The organism is Nitrospira sp. MA-1 (genome assembly GCA_032139905.1).
GTDB lineage: Bacteria > Nitrospirota > Nitrospiria > Nitrospirales > UBA8639 > Nitrospira_E.
The window spans coordinates 646,768-665,648 of the sequence record JAQJDB010000005.1; the positions used below are offsets into that span (position 1 = coordinate 646,768).

Annotated in this window: 13 protein-coding genes; 12 read left to right on the plus strand and 1 reads right to left on the minus strand. The window is 50.8% G+C overall.

The genetic code is table 11. The annotated features are described in order from the left end of the window. Window positions 1-135: 135 nt before the first annotated feature. Window positions 136-876 (minus strand): FAD-dependent oxidoreductase, encoded by a 741-nt coding sequence (locus PJI16_07340; GenBank protein ID MDT3777371.1) that lies wholly within the window; start codon window positions 874-876, stop codon window positions 136-138. 187 nt (window positions 877-1,063) lie between these two features. Between PJI16_07340 and PJI16_07345 the strand changes: the two genes are divergently transcribed. The 12 genes from PJI16_07345 to PJI16_07400 all read left to right on the plus strand — a co-directional run bounded on the left by PJI16_07345 (window position 1,064) and on the right by PJI16_07400 (window position 18,404). Beyond that, window positions 1,064-2,599 (plus strand): sigma 54-interacting transcriptional regulator, encoded by a 1,536-nt coding sequence (locus PJI16_07345; GenBank protein ID MDT3777372.1) that lies wholly within the window; start codon window positions 1,064-1,066, stop codon window positions 2,597-2,599. 834 nt (window positions 2,600-3,433) lie between these two features. Beyond that, entirely contained in the window at window positions 3,434-4,027 is a 594-nt protein-coding gene (locus PJI16_07350; protein ID MDT3777373.1) for a transaldolase family protein, read from the plus strand. 389 nt (window positions 4,028-4,416) lie between these two features. Further along, the gene (locus PJI16_07355) at window positions 4,417-6,486 is read left to right on the plus strand and encodes a cytochrome ubiquinol oxidase subunit I (protein ID MDT3777374.1); all 2,070 of its coding nucleotides are present in this window, start codon (window positions 4,417-4,419) and stop codon (window positions 6,484-6,486) included. Between the two features lie 149 nt (window positions 6,487-6,635). Next, window positions 6,636-6,833 (plus strand): hypothetical protein, encoded by a 198-nt coding sequence (locus PJI16_07360; GenBank protein MDT3777375.1) that lies wholly within the window; start codon window positions 6,636-6,638, stop codon window positions 6,831-6,833. Between the two features lie 43 nt (window positions 6,834-6,876). Then, window positions 6,877-10,314 (plus strand): molybdopterin-dependent oxidoreductase, encoded by a 3,438-nt coding sequence (locus PJI16_07365; protein ID MDT3777376.1) that lies wholly within the window; start codon window positions 6,877-6,879, stop codon window positions 10,312-10,314. 158 nt (window positions 10,315-10,472) lie between these two features. Continuing rightward, entirely contained in the window at window positions 10,473-10,904 is a 432-nt protein-coding gene (locus tag PJI16_07370) for a response regulator (protein MDT3777377.1), read from the plus strand. Between the two features lie 74 nt (window positions 10,905-10,978). After that, complete coding sequence (locus tag PJI16_07375; protein MDT3777378.1) at window positions 10,979-12,268, plus strand: nitrate oxidoreductase subunit beta; 1,290 nt, start codon at window positions 10,979-10,981, stop codon at window positions 12,266-12,268. 172 nt (window positions 12,269-12,440) lie between these two features. After that, window positions 12,441-12,665, plus strand: coding sequence for a hypothetical protein (locus PJI16_07380; protein MDT3777379.1), 225 nt, complete (start codon window positions 12,441-12,443; stop codon window positions 12,663-12,665). 737 nt (window positions 12,666-13,402) lie between these two features. After that, on the plus strand, window positions 13,403-14,083 hold the full coding sequence (locus PJI16_07385) for a formate/nitrite transporter family protein (GenBank protein MDT3777380.1): 681 nt from the start codon (window positions 13,403-13,405) through the stop codon (window positions 14,081-14,083). A gap of 14 nt (window positions 14,084-14,097) precedes the next feature. Continuing rightward, on the plus strand, window positions 14,098-15,699 hold the full coding sequence (locus PJI16_07390; GenBank protein ID MDT3777381.1) for an MFS transporter: 1,602 nt from the start codon (window positions 14,098-14,100) through the stop codon (window positions 15,697-15,699). Continuing rightward, the gene (locus PJI16_07395; GenBank protein ID MDT3777382.1) at window positions 15,696-17,207 is read left to right on the plus strand and encodes an efflux transporter outer membrane subunit; all 1,512 of its coding nucleotides are present in this window, start codon (window positions 15,696-15,698) and stop codon (window positions 17,205-17,207) included. Before PJI16_07390 ends, PJI16_07395 begins: the two co-directional genes overlap by 4 nt. A gap of 3 nt (window positions 17,208-17,210) precedes the next feature. After that, a complete protein-coding gene (locus PJI16_07400) occupies window positions 17,211-18,404 on the plus strand; it encodes an HlyD family secretion protein (GenBank protein ID MDT3777383.1) in 1,194 nt (397 codons plus the stop codon). The last annotated feature ends 477 nt before the right edge of the window (window positions 18,405-18,881 follow it).

An 18,881-nucleotide genomic window follows, 5' to 3' on the forward strand; every position in this document is an offset into this window, starting at 1 on the left:
GAATCAATCTCGGCCACGCTCTGGTTTTGCCCCTACCACCTTAGCCCCCTCTCAGCACCGTTAAGTTGTAGAGTCCAGAAAATTTCCCATTTTCATCAATTGCTTAACGAAACAAAATGCCTCTTCATGAAAATTTCAATAACCCACAAATTCTTCAGAGCGAATATTGGTCTTTTGAATGCCTGCAGACTCCAGCATCTTTCGTAATCCATTAACCATTGCAGGGGGCCCTACAACATAATACAGAGCATTCTCCGTTTCTTTGACATATTTTTTGAGCATGACTTGGTCTATGCGGCCGGTTTCCCCTTCCCAGATTTCGGTGGTTCTGTTCGGGCTTGTCATTGTTCCAATACATGTAAAATGCTCATTTTCCTTTTGGAGGGTTTGCAGTTCATTAAGGAAAGCCGCATCTTTTGGATGCCGATTCGAATATATGAGAATGAGTCGATGTGAAAGTTTGTGGTGGGCTGCTTCAACCAGCATGCTTCGGAAAGGTGTAATCCCGATTCCTCCCGCGAGAAAGACAATTGTTCGGGAATCGTCGGTGGGCAGAATGAATTGTCCGAATGGGCCTTCAATATCAATTGAAGCCCCAATAGACATATCTGTCAATGTGCGTTTAAAGGCGGTGTCCCGAAGACGTGTGGCAACCATGAGATGTTGTTCGGAAGGAGAGCTGGCAAGGGTCAAAGCTCGTGTGTGGCCCTCTGGATCGGCTTTTGAAAGATTCGGTAATGACAGATCGATAAACTGACCTGCGGTAAATGTGAATCCAGGCGGCCGGTCAAAATAGAATGCCATTGTTCCTGTAGCGATGGCCTGACGTTTCTTCAATGCCACGTGATATAAAGAAGGCTTGGTGAGTTTTTTCATTGAGATTGCTCCCTGGTGATTACAAATGAGAAGAGGCGAGGCAAGGCTGATTCCATCCTATCGTTTAAGTAAGGGGATGAGTCAAATTTGGTATGTTTAATAGGCAGATGGGCTTATGCTCCTTCGAGGACTGAGGGGGAAATCTGGTTCTATGGTTGTATCGGTTTCAAGAAAGGATTGAAGGACCGTGGAACGAATTGAGAGAAATTACCGGGCGCTATTGAATGTCGCGATTGTGCTCAATTCACAACGGGATACCAGTAGTCTCTGGCAAGCGATTATCGAGCAAATTGAACAGGTCATGCCTTGGGCACGGGCGAGTGTGACCTTATATGATCGTAAATCGGACGGGTTCCAGTTTTATGTTGTGACGACTCATTTGGCCAGGGTCGTGGTCCAAGGTGATACGGTGATACCGCGTGTTGGGAGTGGAATGGGGTGGGTGTACGATCACAAAACGTTACATGTCCGTCCTGACCTCAATCAGCACCAGGTCTTTCTCGAAGACCCCTGGTATGCGGAGGAAGGACTTGGACGCATGATTAACCTTCCCCTGTTGGTTAGAGGGAAGTGTGTGGGAGTCTTGAATCTTGGGAGCGTTGATGCGGGTGACCCGGACCCAGATGCGATTGAGTTTTTATCGCAAGTGGCCATGCAAATTGCCTATGCGATTGATCATGTTCAGGCCTATGAGGAAATTAATCTGTTGCGTCAGCATTTGGCACGAGAAAATGTCTATCTGGTCGAGGAACTCAAACTGACAAAACATTTCGGGGCCATGGTCGGACGGAGTCAGGTTTTTCAGCATGTATTGGAACTCGCTCGCGAGGTGGCACCTACGACGGCGACGGTCCTCATCACCGGAGAAACGGGAACCGGGAAAGAACTCCTTGCCCAAGCCATTCATGATTGGAGCCTGCGTGCTAAAAAGCCGTTTATAAGGGTGAATTGTGCGGCCCTTCCAGCAGGATTGGTCGAAAGCGAATTATTTGGTCACGAAAAAGGCGCATTTACCGGAGCCGACACCAGGCGTGAGGGGCGTTTTGAGTTGGCTCATGGCGGGACCTTGTTGTTAGATGAAATCGGGGAAATTCCTTTGGAGACTCAAGCGAAATTATTACGAGTGATTCAGGACGGGATGGTTGATCGTGTGGGTGGCAAACAGTCTATCCCGGTGGATATTCGGTTGATGGCCTCGACCAATGCCGATCTGCCTTCAGCTATTGAGCAAGGTCGTTTTCGGGCTGACCTTTTTTATCGACTTCATGTGTTTCCGATTACTATCCCTCCACTCCGTGCCCGGCCGGAAGATATTCCAGAACTTGCACAGCATTTCCTTGAGCACTATGCCATTAAACTTAAGCGGCCCTGCGAATTGATTGAACCGGATTCTCTCCAGCGGCTTATCCGGTATTCCTGGCCGGGAAACATTCGAGAACTGGAAAATGTCATTGAGCGGGCGGTGATTCTCTCCCACCAAAAGGTTCTGCGTATTGATGAACGGCTCTTGATTCTCCACAACACGAGGCAGGAATCCAAGGCCCCGGCTGGGTTAGTCGATTTTGAACGGCAACATATTCTCCAGACGCTGGCTTCCAGCAATTGGCAGATCGAGGGGGAGAACGGAGCAGCGGAACAACTCGGATTGGCTCCGAGCACACTCCGGAGCCGGATCAAAAAGTTAGGTCTTCAACGGCCGAATAACTCACCCCCCAAAAAGTAATCTTTGCAACATTCCCTTCTTCGCAGAGTCCGTCTTCATTTCTAAGATCTTTCCTTCATGATGTTTGGTGTCTGTACTCTACGATCTCCCACCGACTTATGATGTTGTTCATGTGATCAAAAATATACGAGTGTGTTCATTTCAATGAGTCTTCAGGCCGTATGCACCTGGTCGAAGACTTACACTGGTGTCTCCGCTGGTGAGAGGGTGTGTTTTGTCCTGATACTGGTGCCTTTTGCGTATTTGTAACCGACACACGGATCTAAGGTTCAGGTTGATGTAGTCTATTTTTCATGTGGCAATCTGTTCTCTTTTTATTGCCCGCTAGCGGTTGGCAGGTCAGGTAGGTAGCGGCCCAGTGGAACATCTCAGATGGCACCCAAACCTATTCCGAAATTGTGTTAGCGCATCAGGTCTTCAGGATCCAATGTGAAGCTTACCGTTCACCTCATGAATTTTTTTTACTTCTTTTCTTAATCTGATTTCCTAGTTTTTTAAAATCTCACTCCGAAGCATAGCCGCGTCATATCAAGGTTTAAGTGCTAGAGCCACCACGGACTGTCGTGGTTATGTTTATCCATCTTCATCAACCATGGACTTTTTTATCTGAATCAAAGCAAATTGTAGGAATTTTTTCCGTATGGGTTCTCAGCCGAACCATGGCTTAGTCTATGCATATCAGCGTGAAGCTACCTGAATGAGAACAAGTGAAGAGAGTGGTTGTCGTGAGGCTCATGATAATTAAAGATTATGAGGTGAGAGCGGCACGTGATGGTTCCGGCAATGTTATTAAGGGCGAGGAGGGTTGTTCCTGTTCATGAGTAATGACCGTTCATGAAATTTTATCTCGATACGGTGAGCCTCACAGAAATTCGGGAGATTGGCAGTCTGGGAATTTTGGATGGGATAGCTATGAACGCCAGTTTGGTTTCTGAGCAGGGTTTGAATTTTTATCAAGGAATTCGGGAAATCTGTCGTTATGTGGACAGCCCGATTAGTGTGGGTGTGTTGAGTATAGAAGAAGAAGCCATCGTCAAGGAAGGAATGGAATTATCAAAAATTCATAGAAATGTTCTGGTGAAATGTCCCTTGACACCTGCAGGTCTCAAGGCGACGAAGCGATTGACAGCCGAAGGTCTCCGGGTAAATGTGTCTCTGTGTTTTTCTCTTACGCAAGCATTGATTGCCGCGAAAGCCGGTGCGTGGTGTGTGTCCATTTGTCCCGATCACACCGGCGACAATCAATCTATGGGAAACGATATCACTCGCAAAATTGTCACAGTTTTTCGAGACTATGGGCTTTCCACTCAGGTGCTGCTCGCCGGTATCCGTTCTCCTCATGAGGTGCTTGAGGCGGCGTTGGCGGGAGGGCATATCTGCACCATGCCATATGCTATGTTTCGTCAACTTTTCGATCCTGCGGATTAACTATCTTCCGACCACCTCCTCAGAACTGAATCACATTCTTCAGAGCTCTCACGCCATCTTGGGAATGCTCCGGTAGGAGCAGGTTTTATCCTTTCCGGCTGTGCTTTTGAAGTTTTGTCTCTTTGTACTCGTTCATATTTTTCCGAGTTCAGCCACGCAAAGTGGTGGGTGCCCACCGCGCCCCACCACGTCTTTTCGTGGGCATATGAACGACCTATCAATGAAATACTCCAATAAACACGTGCCACGCTATGGTTTATAAGGGATTGCCCGGGACCATTGAATAATTTTTTTTCGGGCATAGCCCATGCAGAGCGTTCAATAACATACAGAAAAGACAGGAATGTAATTTGGTGAAGAAAAAAATAGGGCAAATTCAGAAAAGCTTCATGAATAAATTTCTCAAGGAGTACATTTCGGCTTACACGCCTGATGAGCTCAATGATCTTCGGGGGAGAGGAATGAAAGGAGTGCGTAGAGAAATGAGTGGAAGGAAACTTAAAAAAAATGCCGCAATCATCCTGATCAGCTTGATCACGGTAATGCTGTTGCTCCCGATCGGTATTGCTATGCCTATTCTGTTTGGAAATGGTGAAGCCATCGCATCGGGGGGAGGAGGGCAAAGTCCTCAGTCTGCTCAAGAGGTGGTCGAAGGAGAGGAAGGCGAAGCGCCGGTCGAAATGGGTCGGGATATTTATTACAAGACAGAGGGCGTGGTGTCGAGTGAAACGGCTCCGGTCACCGCGGACAATACGCATGATTATCCCCGCTATGGCAATTTTGAAAGTCGAGTGCTGATTTGGGTTGCGAACCAGCAGCATTTATATTACGGCAGTTTTGTCTTGGCGGTTCCTATCTTCTGCATGGTGATTGAGTTCATCGGCATGGTGACAAAGGATAAGGCCATGGCGAAGAAATACGACCAGCTGGCCTATGATTTTATCCGAATCAGTCTGACGGCATATTCGCTCACCGCGATTCTTGGGGGAATTCTTCTCTTTACCTTCCTCACTCTGTATCCCACATTTTTCAGCTATCTTTCGGGAATTTTCCGTCCCGTCATGCACATCTACGCTTTGCTGTTCGTCGCCGAAAGCGGAACGCTGTATATCTACTACTACGGATGGGACAGGATGAGGGAAGGAGTCCTGAAGTGGGTGCATCTCAGTATCGCCGTGGTCTTGAATGTCATTGGAACCGTGCTGATGTTTTTAGCGAATTCGTGGATCGCCTTCATGATGTCACCGGCAGGGGTGGATGAACAAGGACGATACCTCGGGAATATTTGGCATGCGATTCATAGCGCGTTGTGGAATCCGCTGAATGTTCATCGAATTTTAGGAAATATGGCATTCGGAGGCAGCGTCGTTGCCGCCTACGCGGCCTATCGGTTTTTATCCGCTAAAACCGATGAAGAACGTGCCCATTACGACTGGATGGGATACGTCGCGATGTTTATCGCCGTCATTTTCCTCATTCCATTGCCGTTTGCGGGCTATTGGCTCATGCGGGAGGTATATGCCTATCGCCAGCAAATGGGAATTACCCTGATGGGAGGCCTCCTCGCTTGGTTGTTTATTATTCAGGCCACCATGATCGGTGCCCTTTTTCTGAGTACGAGTTATTACTTGTGGCAATGCTTTGGCCGGATGCCGGGTGCGGAACGATTTCAACGGTATATTAAGTATCTGGTGTTTATTGCGGTCGTGGGATTACTGGTGTTCATCACGCCCCATACCATTGTCATGACCCCGGCTGAGTTGAAAGCCATGGGAGGTCAACAGCATCCCGTTTTAGGAAACTATGGGGTGATGTCGGCCAAAAATGGCGGAATCAATATGCTCATCATTGTGACGATTGTGAGTTTCATTTGGTATCAGCGCGGCAATTTGATTCCGGCCGTGAAATGGAAAAAGTTCGGCAATATTTTCATGACCTGTTTTTTCGTGGTCGGCAGTCTCAATATTATTTGGTTAGCCATCTATGGGTATTTCATTCCGGCAAACGTTCGGATTGGGCTGTCAGTTCCTCAAGTCGCCACCACAATGTCGTGCCTCTTGTTAATGATGCCGATGAATCTGGCCATGCTGAAAAATGCCAAGGTGGCGGGTCCCATTCAATGGGGCAAAATGCCGGCGAGATCGCAATATGCTCTGATTGCTCTGGCCACGGAATTTACCTGGATGATGGCCTTGATGGGATACATCCGCTCATCAGTCCGTCTCTTCTGGCATGTGAACGAGGTCATGCGGGATAACTCGCCTTGGGCTTATACCCATACCATCGGGTTTGCCGCGAATATGATCTCCTTCAATGTTCTGCTGTTCTGGTCGACTATTCTATTCGTGTTCTGGCTGGCGGCTTTTGCTGGGAAAAAATCGCCGGTACCGGAAACGCCGAAGGTCCCAGAGTCACAGGCTGTGCCGCAGTTCACTCCTCAAGCGGCCAGTCGTTCCTGATGTGGTTCATGGCAAATTGATGGATGGCTTGGTGAATGTGAATAAATCATGGATTCATGAAACCAATGGAGGACAGAGCGATGAAAGGCGCATTCACTCATTCAAGATGAAGCGCATGATGGATTGGTTGGATCGTGAAGGAGAGCGAAATGATGGATTTTTGGGTTGCAAATCCTCTGATTGAAATGATCTTCGGAATAGTCAGCTTCGTGGGAGTCCTCGTATTGGGTTGGGCAAATCTTATGGTCGAGCCACCGAAAAACGCGGTGGCGATACCTGCTGACTTGAATGTCTGGGAAAGACACCGGTTACGGCAGTCTCAACGAAGGGAGGGATATCAGAATTAATCGGGCAGTGAGGAATGGAAACCTTAATTTGGAGGAGCGTTTCATGTTTGTAACAAAAAGGCAATTTTTGAAAATTACGGCAAGCACCGTAGCTGCTGTGGCGTTGGCGGATAAAGCGCTGGCGTTGACGGCGTTACAGCCAGTCATCGAAGTTGGAAATCCTCTCGGGGAATATCCCGACCGCTCATGGGAGCGGGTCTACCACGATCAATATCGCTATGACAGTTCGTTTACCTGGTGTTGTTCCCCCAATGACACCCATGCCTGTCGGATCCGGGCGTTTGTCCGAAACGGGGTCGTTATGCGGGTCGAGCAGAATTATGATCATCAAACGTATGAAGATCTCTATGGCAACCGTGGTACGTTCGCGCATAACCCCCGGATGTGCCTGAAGGGGTTTACCTACCATCGTCGAGTCTATGGGCCCTACCGGTTGAAGGGACCTTTGATGCGGCGAGGCTGGAAAGCCTGGATGGATGACGGAAGTCCGGAGTTAACGCCAACTATCATGACCACATATAAATTCAATGCCCGCTATCTGGATGATATGTTGCGGGTCTCTTGGGATACCGCGTTTACGTATTTGGCCAAGGCCATGATCGTGATCGCCAACCGGTATAGCGGCGAGGCTGGAGCGAGGAGATTGCGGGAGCAAGGGTATCCGCCGGAAATGATCGAGATGATGAAGGGCTCGGGAGTCCGGAGTATGAAGTTCCGTGCCGGTATGCCTGTGTTAGGTGTCATTGGAAAAATGGGCATTACCCGCATGAACGGAGGATGCGGAGCCTTGTTGGATAGTTGGGTGAGAAAAGTCGGACCGGACAGTGCCCAGGGGGGGCGGTATTTTAATAATTTAACCTGGCACGGAGATCAGGATCCTTCTCAGCCTTTCTGGTCAGGTGCGCAAGCCATCGATTGTGATCTTTCTGACATGCGGTTCACCAAGATGAACACGAGCTGGGGTAAAAACTTTGTTGAAAACAAGATGCCGGAAGCGCATTGGAAACTCGAATCCATCGAACGGGGCGCCCGAGTGGTGGTCATTACCCCGGAATACAATCCGACGGCACAACGAGCCGATTATTGGATGCCGGTCCGCCCCGAGACCGATGGCGCGTTATTTCTTGGGGCATGCAAAATTATTTTAGACGAAGGTCTTCAGGACAGCGATTTCATTCGATCCGGTACGGATCTCCCCTTGTTGATTCGGACGGATACCTTGCAATATTTGGATCCGCGAGACGTTATAAAGGATTATGCGTTCCCGGATTTCTCCAAATCTTACTCCGGCAAGGTTCAAGGGCTGTCGGCTTCGCAGGTCGCTCGCCTTGGAGGGTGTATGGTATGGGACCTCAACCAGCAGAAGGCGGTTCCCCTTCATCGTGAACTGGTGGGTTGGCATTTTAAAAACAGCGGCCTTGATCCGGCGTTAACGGGAACGTTCAGGGTGAAATTGCTGAGTGGGAGGGAGGCAGATGTCATGCCCCTTTTCCAGATGTACCAGGTTCATCTGCAGGATTACGATCTGGATACCGTCCATCAAATCAATCGATGTCCGAAAGACCTTATTGTGCGATGGGCTAGAGATAACGGAACCATCAAGCCTGCCGCCATTCATAATGGAGAAGGCGTCTGTCACTATTTTCATATGACGTCGATGGGACGTGCGGCCGCCATGGTGATGATACTGACCGGAAACATGGGGAAATTCGGAACCGGATGTCATACATGGTCAGGAAACTATAAAGTTGGTGTTTGGGCGGCCACTCCATGGTCAGGGGAGGGCATTGGCATTCATACCGGGGAAAATCCGTTCAAGATCACGACGGATCCGAATGCCCATGGGAAAGAGGTTAATTACCGTCCGTACTATTACGGCGAAGAAACGACCTACTGGAATCACGGCGATACGGCGTTGATTGTGAATACGCCGAAGTACGGTCGTCGGGTGTTTACGGGCAAAACGCATATGCCGACGCCGAGCAAGCTTCGATGGGTTGCCAATGTCAATATTCTCAATAATGCCAAGCACCATTATGACATGGTTAAAAATGTGGATCCCCACATTGAAGTGATTGTGACTCAGGACATTGAAATGACATCCGATGTGAATCATGCCGATGTGTCATTCGCGGTGAACGGGTGGATGGAGTTTACCTATCCGGAAATGACCGCCACCGTTTCGAATCCCTGGTTCCAGGTGTGGAAAGGCGGCATCCGGCCGTTGTATGACACACGGAACGATTTGGATACGGTCGCGGGCGTCGCGGCTAAACTCACCGAAATGACGGGGGATGGGCGGTTCCGCGATTACTTTAAGTTTGTCTATGACAATCGCGTGGACGTGTATCTGCAACGGTTGTTGGATGCGGGCAACTGCTCCTATGGCTATAACGCGGATACGATGTTGAAGTCGGAAAAGGGCTGGATGGTCATGACCCGGACCTATCCTCGCGTCCCATTGTGGGAAGAAGTCAACGAATCGAAACCGCAGTGGACGCGTAGCGGACGCCTGGAAACCTACCGGGTGGAGCCGGAAGCCATTGAATATGGGGAAAACTTCATTGTCCATCGGGAAGGCCCGGAGGCAACCCCGTATTTGCCGAATGCGATCATGTCCTCCAATCCGTATATCCGGCCGGATGACTATGGGGTGCCGATCACGGCGCAACATCATGACGACAAAACCATCCGCAACATCAAGTTGCCCTGGTCGGAAATTAAACGGTACGCCAATCCGCTTTGGGAGAAGGGGTATCAGTTCTATTGCGTCACTCCGAAGACCCGGCATCGGGTGCATAGCCAATGGTCGGTGAATGACTGGGTGCAGATGTATGAATCCAACTTTGGGGATGCCTATCGGATGGATAAGCGGACGCCAGGAGTTGGCGAGCATCAAATCCATATCAACCCGGCCGCGGCCAAAGATCGGGGGATCAACGATGGGGACTATGTCTACATCGACGGCAACCCGGTGGACCGGCCGTATCGGGGCTGGAAGCCCAGTGACCCGTATTACAAGGTGGCGCGGTTAATGATCCGGGCGAAGTACAACCCGGCGTTCCCGTACCATGTCACGATGGCCAAGCATGCGCCGTATGTGTCGACCGCGAAGTCGGTGAAAGGGCATGAAACCCGGCCGGATGGACGGGCGATTGCGCTGGACACGGGCTATCAATCGAACTTCCGGTATGGAGCGCAGCAGTCGTTTACCCGCAGTTGGCTGATGCCCATGCACCAACTAGACTCGTTGCCGGGCAAAATGGCTAATAAATGGAAATTCAAATGGGGGTTTGAAATCGATCACCATGCGGTCAATACCGTGCCGAAGGAATGTCTCATCCGTATTAGCAAAGCGGAGGATGGCGGTATCGGCGGCCGTGGACCGTGGGAGCCGGTTCGGACCGGGTTTACCCCAGGCCAGGAGAATGAATTCATGATCAAATGGCTGAAGGGTGATCATATTAAGATCAAAGTGTAAATGAGTTGGAGGCTGGGGATATTTTTTTCTATATTGACGTCTAGAAAGAAACATGATGAATACCTCCCCCCAGCCTCCGCCTTTTTCAAGAAAGAAGGAATGTTATTGGTAGAAACCGTTTTGTAAGGAGCATCCGATGAAGATAATCCGGTGCAAATATGTACGGCATAGACCAGGACCATGTGGTGACCAAACCCTTTTTATTCGTGGTGGATGATGATGAGGTCGTTCGTCGGAGTATTGTCAAAAGATTGATTCGTCTGAACTGTACGGTGAGAGATTTTGAATCTGGGGAAGCGTTAATTAATTCCTTAGAACATTTGAAAGAAAATCCGGACGTGATTTTGTTGGACTATAAAATGAAAGGGATAAATGGGATTGAAACATTACGGCGTTTGCGGAAAACTCACCCCATGATCCCGACGTTTATCTTTACGGCCTATGCCGGGGAAAGGGATTTGAGCCTAGTGGAGGAACTTGGCAATTGTGAGGTCCTGCTCAAAACCGTGGATCTTCATGCCTTGCACCACATCGTGAATGGGGCTATGGCGATCAAAAAATTACGAATGAGTGAATGTGCTGATTGTTAGAGAATGGGATTTTAAATCAAGAGACAGCTAGCAGAAATTTTTATGCATTTATTTATGTAAGACGGAGGACGACAATGCCTGAAGTGTATAACTGGCAGTTAGGACGAAAGATGCTGTATCCGTATGAGGAGCGGCATCCGAAATGGCAGTTTGCGTTTGTCTTTAACATCAACCGGTGTTTGGCATGTCAAACCTGCTCGATGGCGGACAAGTCGACGTGGCTGTTCAGCAAAGGGCAGGAATACATGTGGTGGAACAACGTGGAAACGAAGCCGTATGGGGGCTATCCACAATTTTACGACGTCAAGATTACGCAGCTCATCGAGCAAGTCAATCCGGGCGGCCAGGTGTGGAACGTGCGGGTGGGCCGCAAGCACCATGCACCGTACGGAGTGTTTGAAGGGATGACGATCTTTGATGCGGGGGCCAAGATCGGGCAGGCGGCCATTGGCTACATCCCGACCGACCAGGAATGGCGGTTTGTGAATATTTATGAAGACACGGCGACCTCGATGCGGGCGATCGTGGAAGGAGTGGATAAGACGGGGTTCACGAAAGAAGAGCCGTGGAAAATGCAAGGCAGCAGCTTGCCGGAGCATGAAACGTATTTCTTCTATCTGCAACGCATCTGTAACCACTGTACGTATCCAGGCTGTCTGGCGGCGTGTCCGCGGAAGGCCATCTACAAGCGGCCGGAAGACGGGATTGTGTTGATCGACCAGAACCGGTGCCGGGGGTACAAGAAGTGTGTGGAACAATGCCCGTTTAAGAAGCCGATGTACCGGGGCACGACGCGGGTAAGTGAGAAGTGTATTGCGTGCTATCCGCGGGTCGAGGGCAAAGACCCCCTCACGGGGGGCGAGCCGATGGAAACCCGATGTATGGCGGCGTGCGTGGGTAAGATCCGGTTGCAAGGGCTGGTGAAGGTGGGCGATGACGGGTTATGGGCGGAAGATCGCTGGAATCCGTTGTACTATGCCATTCGGGTGGAACAAGTGGCGTTGCCGTTGTATCCGCAATGGGGCACGGAGCCCAATGGCTTCTACATTCCCCCACGCCAAGCCCCACGGGGCTACATCCGGCAGATGTTCGGGCCGGGAGTGGATAATGCGATAGAGAAGTATCTGGTGCCGAGCCGGGAATTGTTGGCGGTGCTGCAGTTGTGGCGGGCGAGCCAACAGATCATCTTCCGGTATGACGTGATTCCGGGACCGAAAGTGTTCGAAACCCAAATCCATGGGCGGAAGTTTGAGATGTACAACGACACGGTGTTGGGGTTCAACAAATCGGGCAAGGAAGCGGTGCGGCAGCAAGTGGAAGAGCCGATTTACATCCGCCCGGCCGAGCGGGTGAACTGGCTGTAGGTTCAAAAATTGTCATGGATCATGAAAGACAAAGAGAACCATTAATCCGTAGTTAGGGCTGGGGACCGGCTGGCGAAATTTTTCATGTGCTGAGATGATGCTTCTGTAACATCGCCATCCGGTCCTCCCCCCTGTAAAAGGGGGAAGAAGCCGGAAAAAAGGGAATATATTTATGAATTGTCAACGTTGTGCTGGCCTTATGCATTGGTTAACGATCGGGGATCATCTGAATGAATCGGGGCAATTATGGTCCACGGCCTGGCAATGCTATAACTGTGGAGAAATTGTCGATTCTCTGATTATGGAAAATCGTGTTAATGAAACCAGACCCAAAGCGGGGAAAGCGCGCCTCAAAACGTTTTCACCATCAAGGCAGGTGGTTCAGGGAAATGCATAAAACATAGGGTTCTAAAACACATCGAGAGGCAGCGCTTTGAGAGCACAAGGAGGTGGATAGGTTTCACCTCCTTGTGCTCTTTCTCGTTTTTCCCCCTCTGAAGAATATTTTTTTCATGTCAAAATTCCGATGTGGAATGTGATAAGTGCGGAAAGCCTGTTCCATTTTTTGTGGGGCGGTTCGGTCGATAGCATGGTTTCTTTCTGTTTGTAGTGTATCCATCGCGCCATCTCCTTTTTCACCATCAGCCGGACTCACGGCATCTTTTAATTGTCTGCATCCTCCTATATGAATCGTATTTTTTTTCGAGTGACTTGGTCCCACTTATGACCCTGAATATTTGGACAATAATAAAGAAATATTTTTCATAATAGGCGATATCGAACAGGGCGCTCAGTTGTAATTCGCTCATTGATAGACGCGTCATTTAAAAACAGACAGTGTTCACAGGAACGATTCGCTCATCGGGATTTCAGATTGAATCCAAAAAACAGAGGACCTTTTTGATCAGCACGATGGATTTTGGAAATTTAAATAAGGAGGCTGCGCACCCATTTCCTTTTGATGATATTTTTCTCGGCGTCGTATTTATAGATCCGTGTCCTGCAGTGATGGGATTTGGGATTTCCCGATATTTAGAAAGGGAATCGACAAGGGTATAAAGATTGCTGTGTTCTCCCTGAGTTGCCTTTAAGGCCTGATTGCCTCACGTCATTCTTCTATGAGGGAGAAGGATCATGGACTATGTCAAACCTTACGGTGCTGTCGAGAGTATGCTGGCCGGCGCGTATTTTGGTGTGGCGACCAGTTTGGTTGTGAGCGTGGCTGTCGAAACCGGATTTTGGATTGACGGCGCCTTACTCTTTCCGTTTGAGCTCGCGTTGGCGATCCTGCTCGGGATGGAAATTGTCACCGGGAGATTGACGCTGATTCCCTGCTCGATGATCTCAGCCAATGACCACACAGAGCGCGTGGGCATCTCTCGAGTTCTTGCCCATTGGGGATGGGTCTTTTTGCACAATCTCCCGGGCAGCGCCCTCTATGCCGTGTTGCTCGCCATCGTGCTCACCACCGGAGGTGATGCTCCAGTCTCCGCAGTCGGGACCAAACTGATTGTTATTGCGGAAGCGATGACGACGTATTATGCCCATCATGGCGATGCGGGGTTACTGACGGTGGTGAACATGTTTCTCATTCCTGCCGGCATGTTATTGGGAGCAAAGATCAGTGTGTCTCACCGGTGGCTCAGGAACCAAAATCCGGTCACGTTGGGCAATTTGGTCGGCGGAATGTTCTTCACCGGCCTGGCAATGAACTATGCACATGGCTCAGCCCCCATAGTTCCTCAACAGGTTCAGAACGTCAACCATGCCTCTGCTTCTCTATCAGCTAAGCCGGGAGGCAATGTCTGCTTGTGAGGAAAAAGTAAGCCATGCCGGCTATGTTCCCCAAACGCCTGCGAGGTTGGCACTTTATTCTTTTCAATATTGCACTTGGCCTTGGGCATATTCTCGTGATGTTTAATGCCGGGTCTTATGTCGCGCTATTGCCTCATGTGGCCGGCGATCTGGAAGGCGTGTTGCCAAGCTTCATGACCTGGGCTCAAACGGATTTCATGATTGCCCTGGCGTTGGGTCTTCCTGTTGGCCGCGCCCTGGCTCACCGGTTCGGTAATTATCGTGTGTTTATTGGCGCTTTTCTTGTGTATGCCGTGGCTTCGTATCTTGGCGCCATCAGCCAGACCCATTGGCAGTTTCTCAATGCCCGCATTATCCAGGGGTTCTCCGGGGGCCTCACTCTTTTTCTCTCGCAAGACATGATGCTCCGTGAGTATCCGGACCGGCTCAAGTCCTTGGGGTTAGCGTTATGGGGCCTGATTACGATTACTCCGTTTACGATAGGTCTTCCTGTGGGTGGGTGGCTTGCAGATGATCTCGGGTGGTGGCGTTATCTTTTTTATACGGATGTCGTGGTCTCCCTGGTCGTCGTCGGTCTCCTTGGGGCTTTACTGTATGGTCGGGGCTTTCGTCGCCAGCCTATCCGGTTTGACGTCGTGGGATTTTTTCTGTTGGCCATCGTGTTGGGCAGCATGCAGACTCTTTTGAACATGGGGAACGATTTTGACTGGTTAGACTGGCCCTTTCTCCGCGGGGTCCTGATCGTCCTCATCGTGGCACTGCCTTGTTTTATTATCTGGGAACTGGGTGAACGTCACCCGGTGTTGGATCTCCGGTTATTTGCGGACCGAAACTTTACCATTGGGGTGATCTGTTTGGTGGTCGGCTTCTTTTCGATCCAAGGACTCCTCACGCTTCTGATTATCCAGCTTCAATTGTTGATGGGTTATTCGTCCCTCCTTGCCGGTATGGCGCTTCTTCCGATGGTGGTGTTGGCGGCTCCGATGATCGTTGTGATGCATGAGCTCTGCAAGCGGATGGACGTTCGCATGCTCGCGAGCCTCAATTTTCTTGGATTTGCTTTGACTCTGTACTGGATAGGGCAGTATGACGATCCTCATTCATTTGATCAGATTTTCTGGCCTATTCTGCTCGAAGGTCTTTTCCTGGGATCGTTTTTTACCCCGATGACGGTGCTCATCCTGCATCGATTATCCGGCGTCCAGGTGATACGCGCCGCAGAGACTACGAATATGTTGCGCATCGCCGCCGGGGCGTTAGGTATTACGTACCAAGAGATAGTGCATTTCCGACGTCTTCCATTCCATCAGCTTCATTTGGCGAATCATTTTGGAGGAAGGCAATTTGCGTCCTTCGACGTGTTGGGAGGATTCTCTGGCAAGCTAGAGGGCGCCGGACTCGATTCTGCCATGGTGCATGGCAAGCTTCTGGCCCTTGTGAGGCAGTATGCGGGTATTCTGGCCATGAGCGATGCGTTTCTCCTGGCCAGCTACATGTTTGTGGGTTTGGCGGCCCTCGTCTGGTTGGCCTATCCCACCCAATTGCCTTGGTATCAAAGCCAGGAAGAAGAGTCGCTGGAGATGGAGGCTGAAGCACTTATGGAGGAGCAGGCATGAGTGTTTTGTCCGCTCTGAAGGGCCATGGGCATTTCGCGTTCAGTCTGTGCGGCTTACTCCTCTGCGCCGGTTGCGCCTGGATTCCTCCCGGTGAGGAATCGGCTGGATTCTTAGAACCGGATTCCATGGAGGAAACCCTTTCCCATGCGACCCACCACGAACCGGAGGATCCAATCCCGCATTGGCCGGAAGACCGCTGGTGGCAGGAGTTCGGCAGTCCTGAGCTCGATTCGCTGATTGATGCGGCTCTCAAGGATAACCCCGGCCTCAAGGTCGCATACGCCCGTCTCCACGAGGCGCATGCCCTTGTCCGCGTCGAAGGGGCGAGGCTGCTGCCGTTTCTGGAGGCGGACGCCGAGCTGACCGCAGAGCGCGTCTCTGAGCACGGCTTATTTGCCGCCCTCAATCCTGAGGTGGCCGGGATCGATATTACTTACGGCCTTATCCATCCGTTGAGCTTTCGCTGGGAGCTGGATTTCTGGGGGAAGAATCGCGCCATGATGGAATCCGCAATGAGCAGGGAATTGGCTCATAAGGCGGAATGGGCAGAGGTGCGGTTGCGGTTGACAGCGGGGATCGCCCGTGCCTACTTCCGCAGGGTCGCGTTGCGCCAGCAGCTTGGGGTGGTTGAGGCCATGGTGAAAATTCGACGCGATCTCCTGAATCTGGCGAAGATCCGGTTTCGGGCAGGCCTGGATGACGGCAATTCGATCATGCGGGCCACTGCGGAATTAGAGGCGGCGAATAAGCGCGCAGCCGGTACTCGGGAGCAGTTGGACTTTCAACAATATTTGCTGGTCAGGCTGAGCGGTCATGGGCCTGATTGGGGAGAGCATGTGTTCAGGGATAAGGTGATTATGCCCCGGCGAATTCCCTTGCCGCCGGAGTTGCCGATAGGACTGTTGGCGCACCGCCCGGATCTCGCTGCGGCTAAATATCGCGCCGAAGCTGCAGCCAAGCTAATTAAGGTGGCGAAAACTCGATTTCTTCCCACTATCGACTTGAATGGTTTCGTGGGCTTCAGAGCATTGACTCTAGCTAGTGGGGCCGGCTCTTTGGGTGATCTTCTGTTTTCATCGTCCAGTCTCGCTTATGGGGGCGGACCGGGTCTGCGACTTCCTTGGTTTGAAGGCGGTCGTCTTCGTGGAGAACTAGAAGCACAACGGAGAGAATATGATTCGGCAGTGGAACTCTATAACGACACGTTGCTGGAAGCCATGCGGGAAGTTGCCGACAGTCTGAGTGTTTGGCATGAGACTCGCTCGATGCTTGAGGCACACCGTCGTCTACTGACGTCGGTGAGTGGCGATTGGCACCTTGTTGAAGTCCGCTTTCGCACCGGTCTTGACGATCGCCGTGAGGTGTTAAAACAGCATCATGCGGTATTGGATCAGGAATTCGCCTTGAAGGCCCTGGAATCTGATCAACTCGTGTCGATGGTGGGTTTGATCGAAGCCCTGGGTGGGGGGTATCCCATCGTTCGAGAACCTTCTCAGACAACGGAATAAATAATGGATGCCCCTACCGTCAAAATTCGCCCCAAGGAAATTCTTCGACGACGTAACCGCCGTCTGGCGTTGGTTGCCCTGATACTGGTGGCAGCTACATTGGCTTACGGCGGATACTGGTGGTATTACGCCCGTTTTTGGGTATGGACCGATAACGCCTTTATTGCCGGCAATCTTGTCACATTGGAGGCACAGGCAACAGGCATTATCACCCAGGTCCTCGTGGAGGAGACCCAGTATGTGGAAAAAGGAGACCTCCTTATTCGTCTCGATGAGCATCAGGCACAGGCCAAATTGGGCCGGATGCGGGGTTTACTGGGAGGAGAGGTGCGCAGAATCGCGTCATTGTTTGCTCAGAGGCGGCAGATCCAGCAAAAATTCACCTCCAGGATGGCTCGACTCGACTTAATACGCCATGATGTGGTCCGTTTCCGTGAGGCGCTCCCGAGCGGGGCCATATCTGAGCAACTCTTCCAGAATGCCCTGGACAAAATGCGGGCACTTCAAGCCGAGGTTATGGAAATCCGGGAAGAATACCAATCCATCACCGCGGAGGTGGGAGGCGTGAATATCATCCATCATCCTGCCGTAGAGGCCGCCAAGCATGAATTCATCACCGCCTATCTCGAATACATCCGGCAGCGCATTCGGGCACCGGCTTCGGGCCATGTGGCCAAGCGAAAGGCCCAGGTCGGAGATCAGGTTCATCCGGGTGTTCCCTTGATGACGATCGTGCCTTTGGATCATCTGTGGGTGGAAGTGAATTTGCGGGAAACCGAAATGCAGCAGGTCCGTCCCGGTCAGTCGGCACTGATTAATGTGGATGTATACGGGAAGCACCACACATACCATGGGACGGTGGAAGGGCTGGTGCCCGGCACCGGCAGCGTATTCGCCTTGTTGCCTCCTGAAAATGCGACCGGGAATTTCATTCATATCGTGGAACGGGTGCCTGTGCGTGTCTCTTTTTTGAAAGAAGAAATCCTGGAGCATCCCGTCCGTCCGGGATTGTCGACCAAAACTTATATCAACGTCAGCGAGCCTGGTCACCCATTGGGTGTTTCGCTGGCAGAGACGTCCACTCAGGAATATGAGACGAACATCTATGCCAACGAACTCACTGATGCAGAGTCCTTGGCCCAAGAAATTATCAGGGAGAACCTTGTTTTGAAACAGGATCGGTCTGAACCGGCATAGGGGGTGCAGTCGTGTCGGTTGAGAAATTCCATGTATCGGGACGCACTGCGTCTATCAGCGTATGACATTGCCTGCTACTCCGGGTGGGGGACAAATGCATTCCCCCTTCCCTCCACAATCCTTCAGTTATCTCTGCTGAAGGTTTGAGACCACCCATTCCCCTGCTCGCATAGTGAGAGCCGTAGTTCCGTCCCCGCCGGTCAACCGGACGGGGGTTGTCCTCATCCTGAAAATCCATTCTGTTTTCTTAAGAAATCTTTAATGAAGCGGGCTCTTTAATCGTTGAGCATGACAAGGGAACTCCTTCCCGCGAATAGTGGTGGTGGAATCGTGGTGGGTTTCAGCGATCTTTCGTGGCATTCCCGCCGGTTAATTTTCATGTAAGCAAAGAGACCGTGATAACAAGGCCAATTTTCGACAGATAATTGGTTTGCCTTGTCGAAGCACATGGCGGCTCGCAATTTGCTTATGGGAAAA

What these genes read in the sequence shown, in the direction of transcription:
- PJI16_07340 (MDT3777371.1), bottom strand. Translation starts at nt 876, where the DNA reads ATGAAAAAACTCACCAAGCCTTCTTTATATCACGTGGCATTGAAGAAA.
- PJI16_07350 (MDT3777373.1), top strand. Translation starts at nt 3,434, where the DNA reads ATGAAATTTTATCTCGATACGGTGAGCCTCACAGAAATTCGGGAGATT.
- PJI16_07355 (MDT3777374.1), top strand. Translation starts at nt 4,417, where the DNA reads ATGAATAAATTTCTCAAGGAGTACATTTCGGCTTACACGCCTGATGAG.
- PJI16_07360 (MDT3777375.1), top strand. Translation starts at nt 6,636, where the DNA reads ATGATGGATTTTTGGGTTGCAAATCCTCTGATTGAAATGATCTTCGGA.
- PJI16_07365 (MDT3777376.1), top strand. Translation starts at nt 6,877, where the DNA reads ATGTTTGTAACAAAAAGGCAATTTTTGAAAATTACGGCAAGCACCGTA.
- PJI16_07370 (MDT3777377.1), top strand. Translation starts at nt 10,473, where the DNA reads ATGTACGGCATAGACCAGGACCATGTGGTGACCAAACCCTTTTTATTC.
- PJI16_07375 (MDT3777378.1), top strand. Translation starts at nt 10,979, where the DNA reads ATGCCTGAAGTGTATAACTGGCAGTTAGGACGAAAGATGCTGTATCCG.
- PJI16_07380 (MDT3777379.1), top strand. Translation starts at nt 12,441, where the DNA reads ATGAATTGTCAACGTTGTGCTGGCCTTATGCATTGGTTAACGATCGGG.
- PJI16_07385 (MDT3777380.1), top strand. Translation starts at nt 13,403, where the DNA reads ATGGACTATGTCAAACCTTACGGTGCTGTCGAGAGTATGCTGGCCGGC.
- PJI16_07390 (MDT3777381.1), top strand. Translation starts at nt 14,098, where the DNA reads ATGCCGGCTATGTTCCCCAAACGCCTGCGAGGTTGGCACTTTATTCTT.
- PJI16_07395 (MDT3777382.1), top strand. Translation starts at nt 15,696, where the DNA reads ATGAGTGTTTTGTCCGCTCTGAAGGGCCATGGGCATTTCGCGTTCAGT.
- PJI16_07400 (MDT3777383.1), top strand. Translation starts at nt 17,211, where the DNA reads ATGGATGCCCCTACCGTCAAAATTCGCCCCAAGGAAATTCTTCGACGA.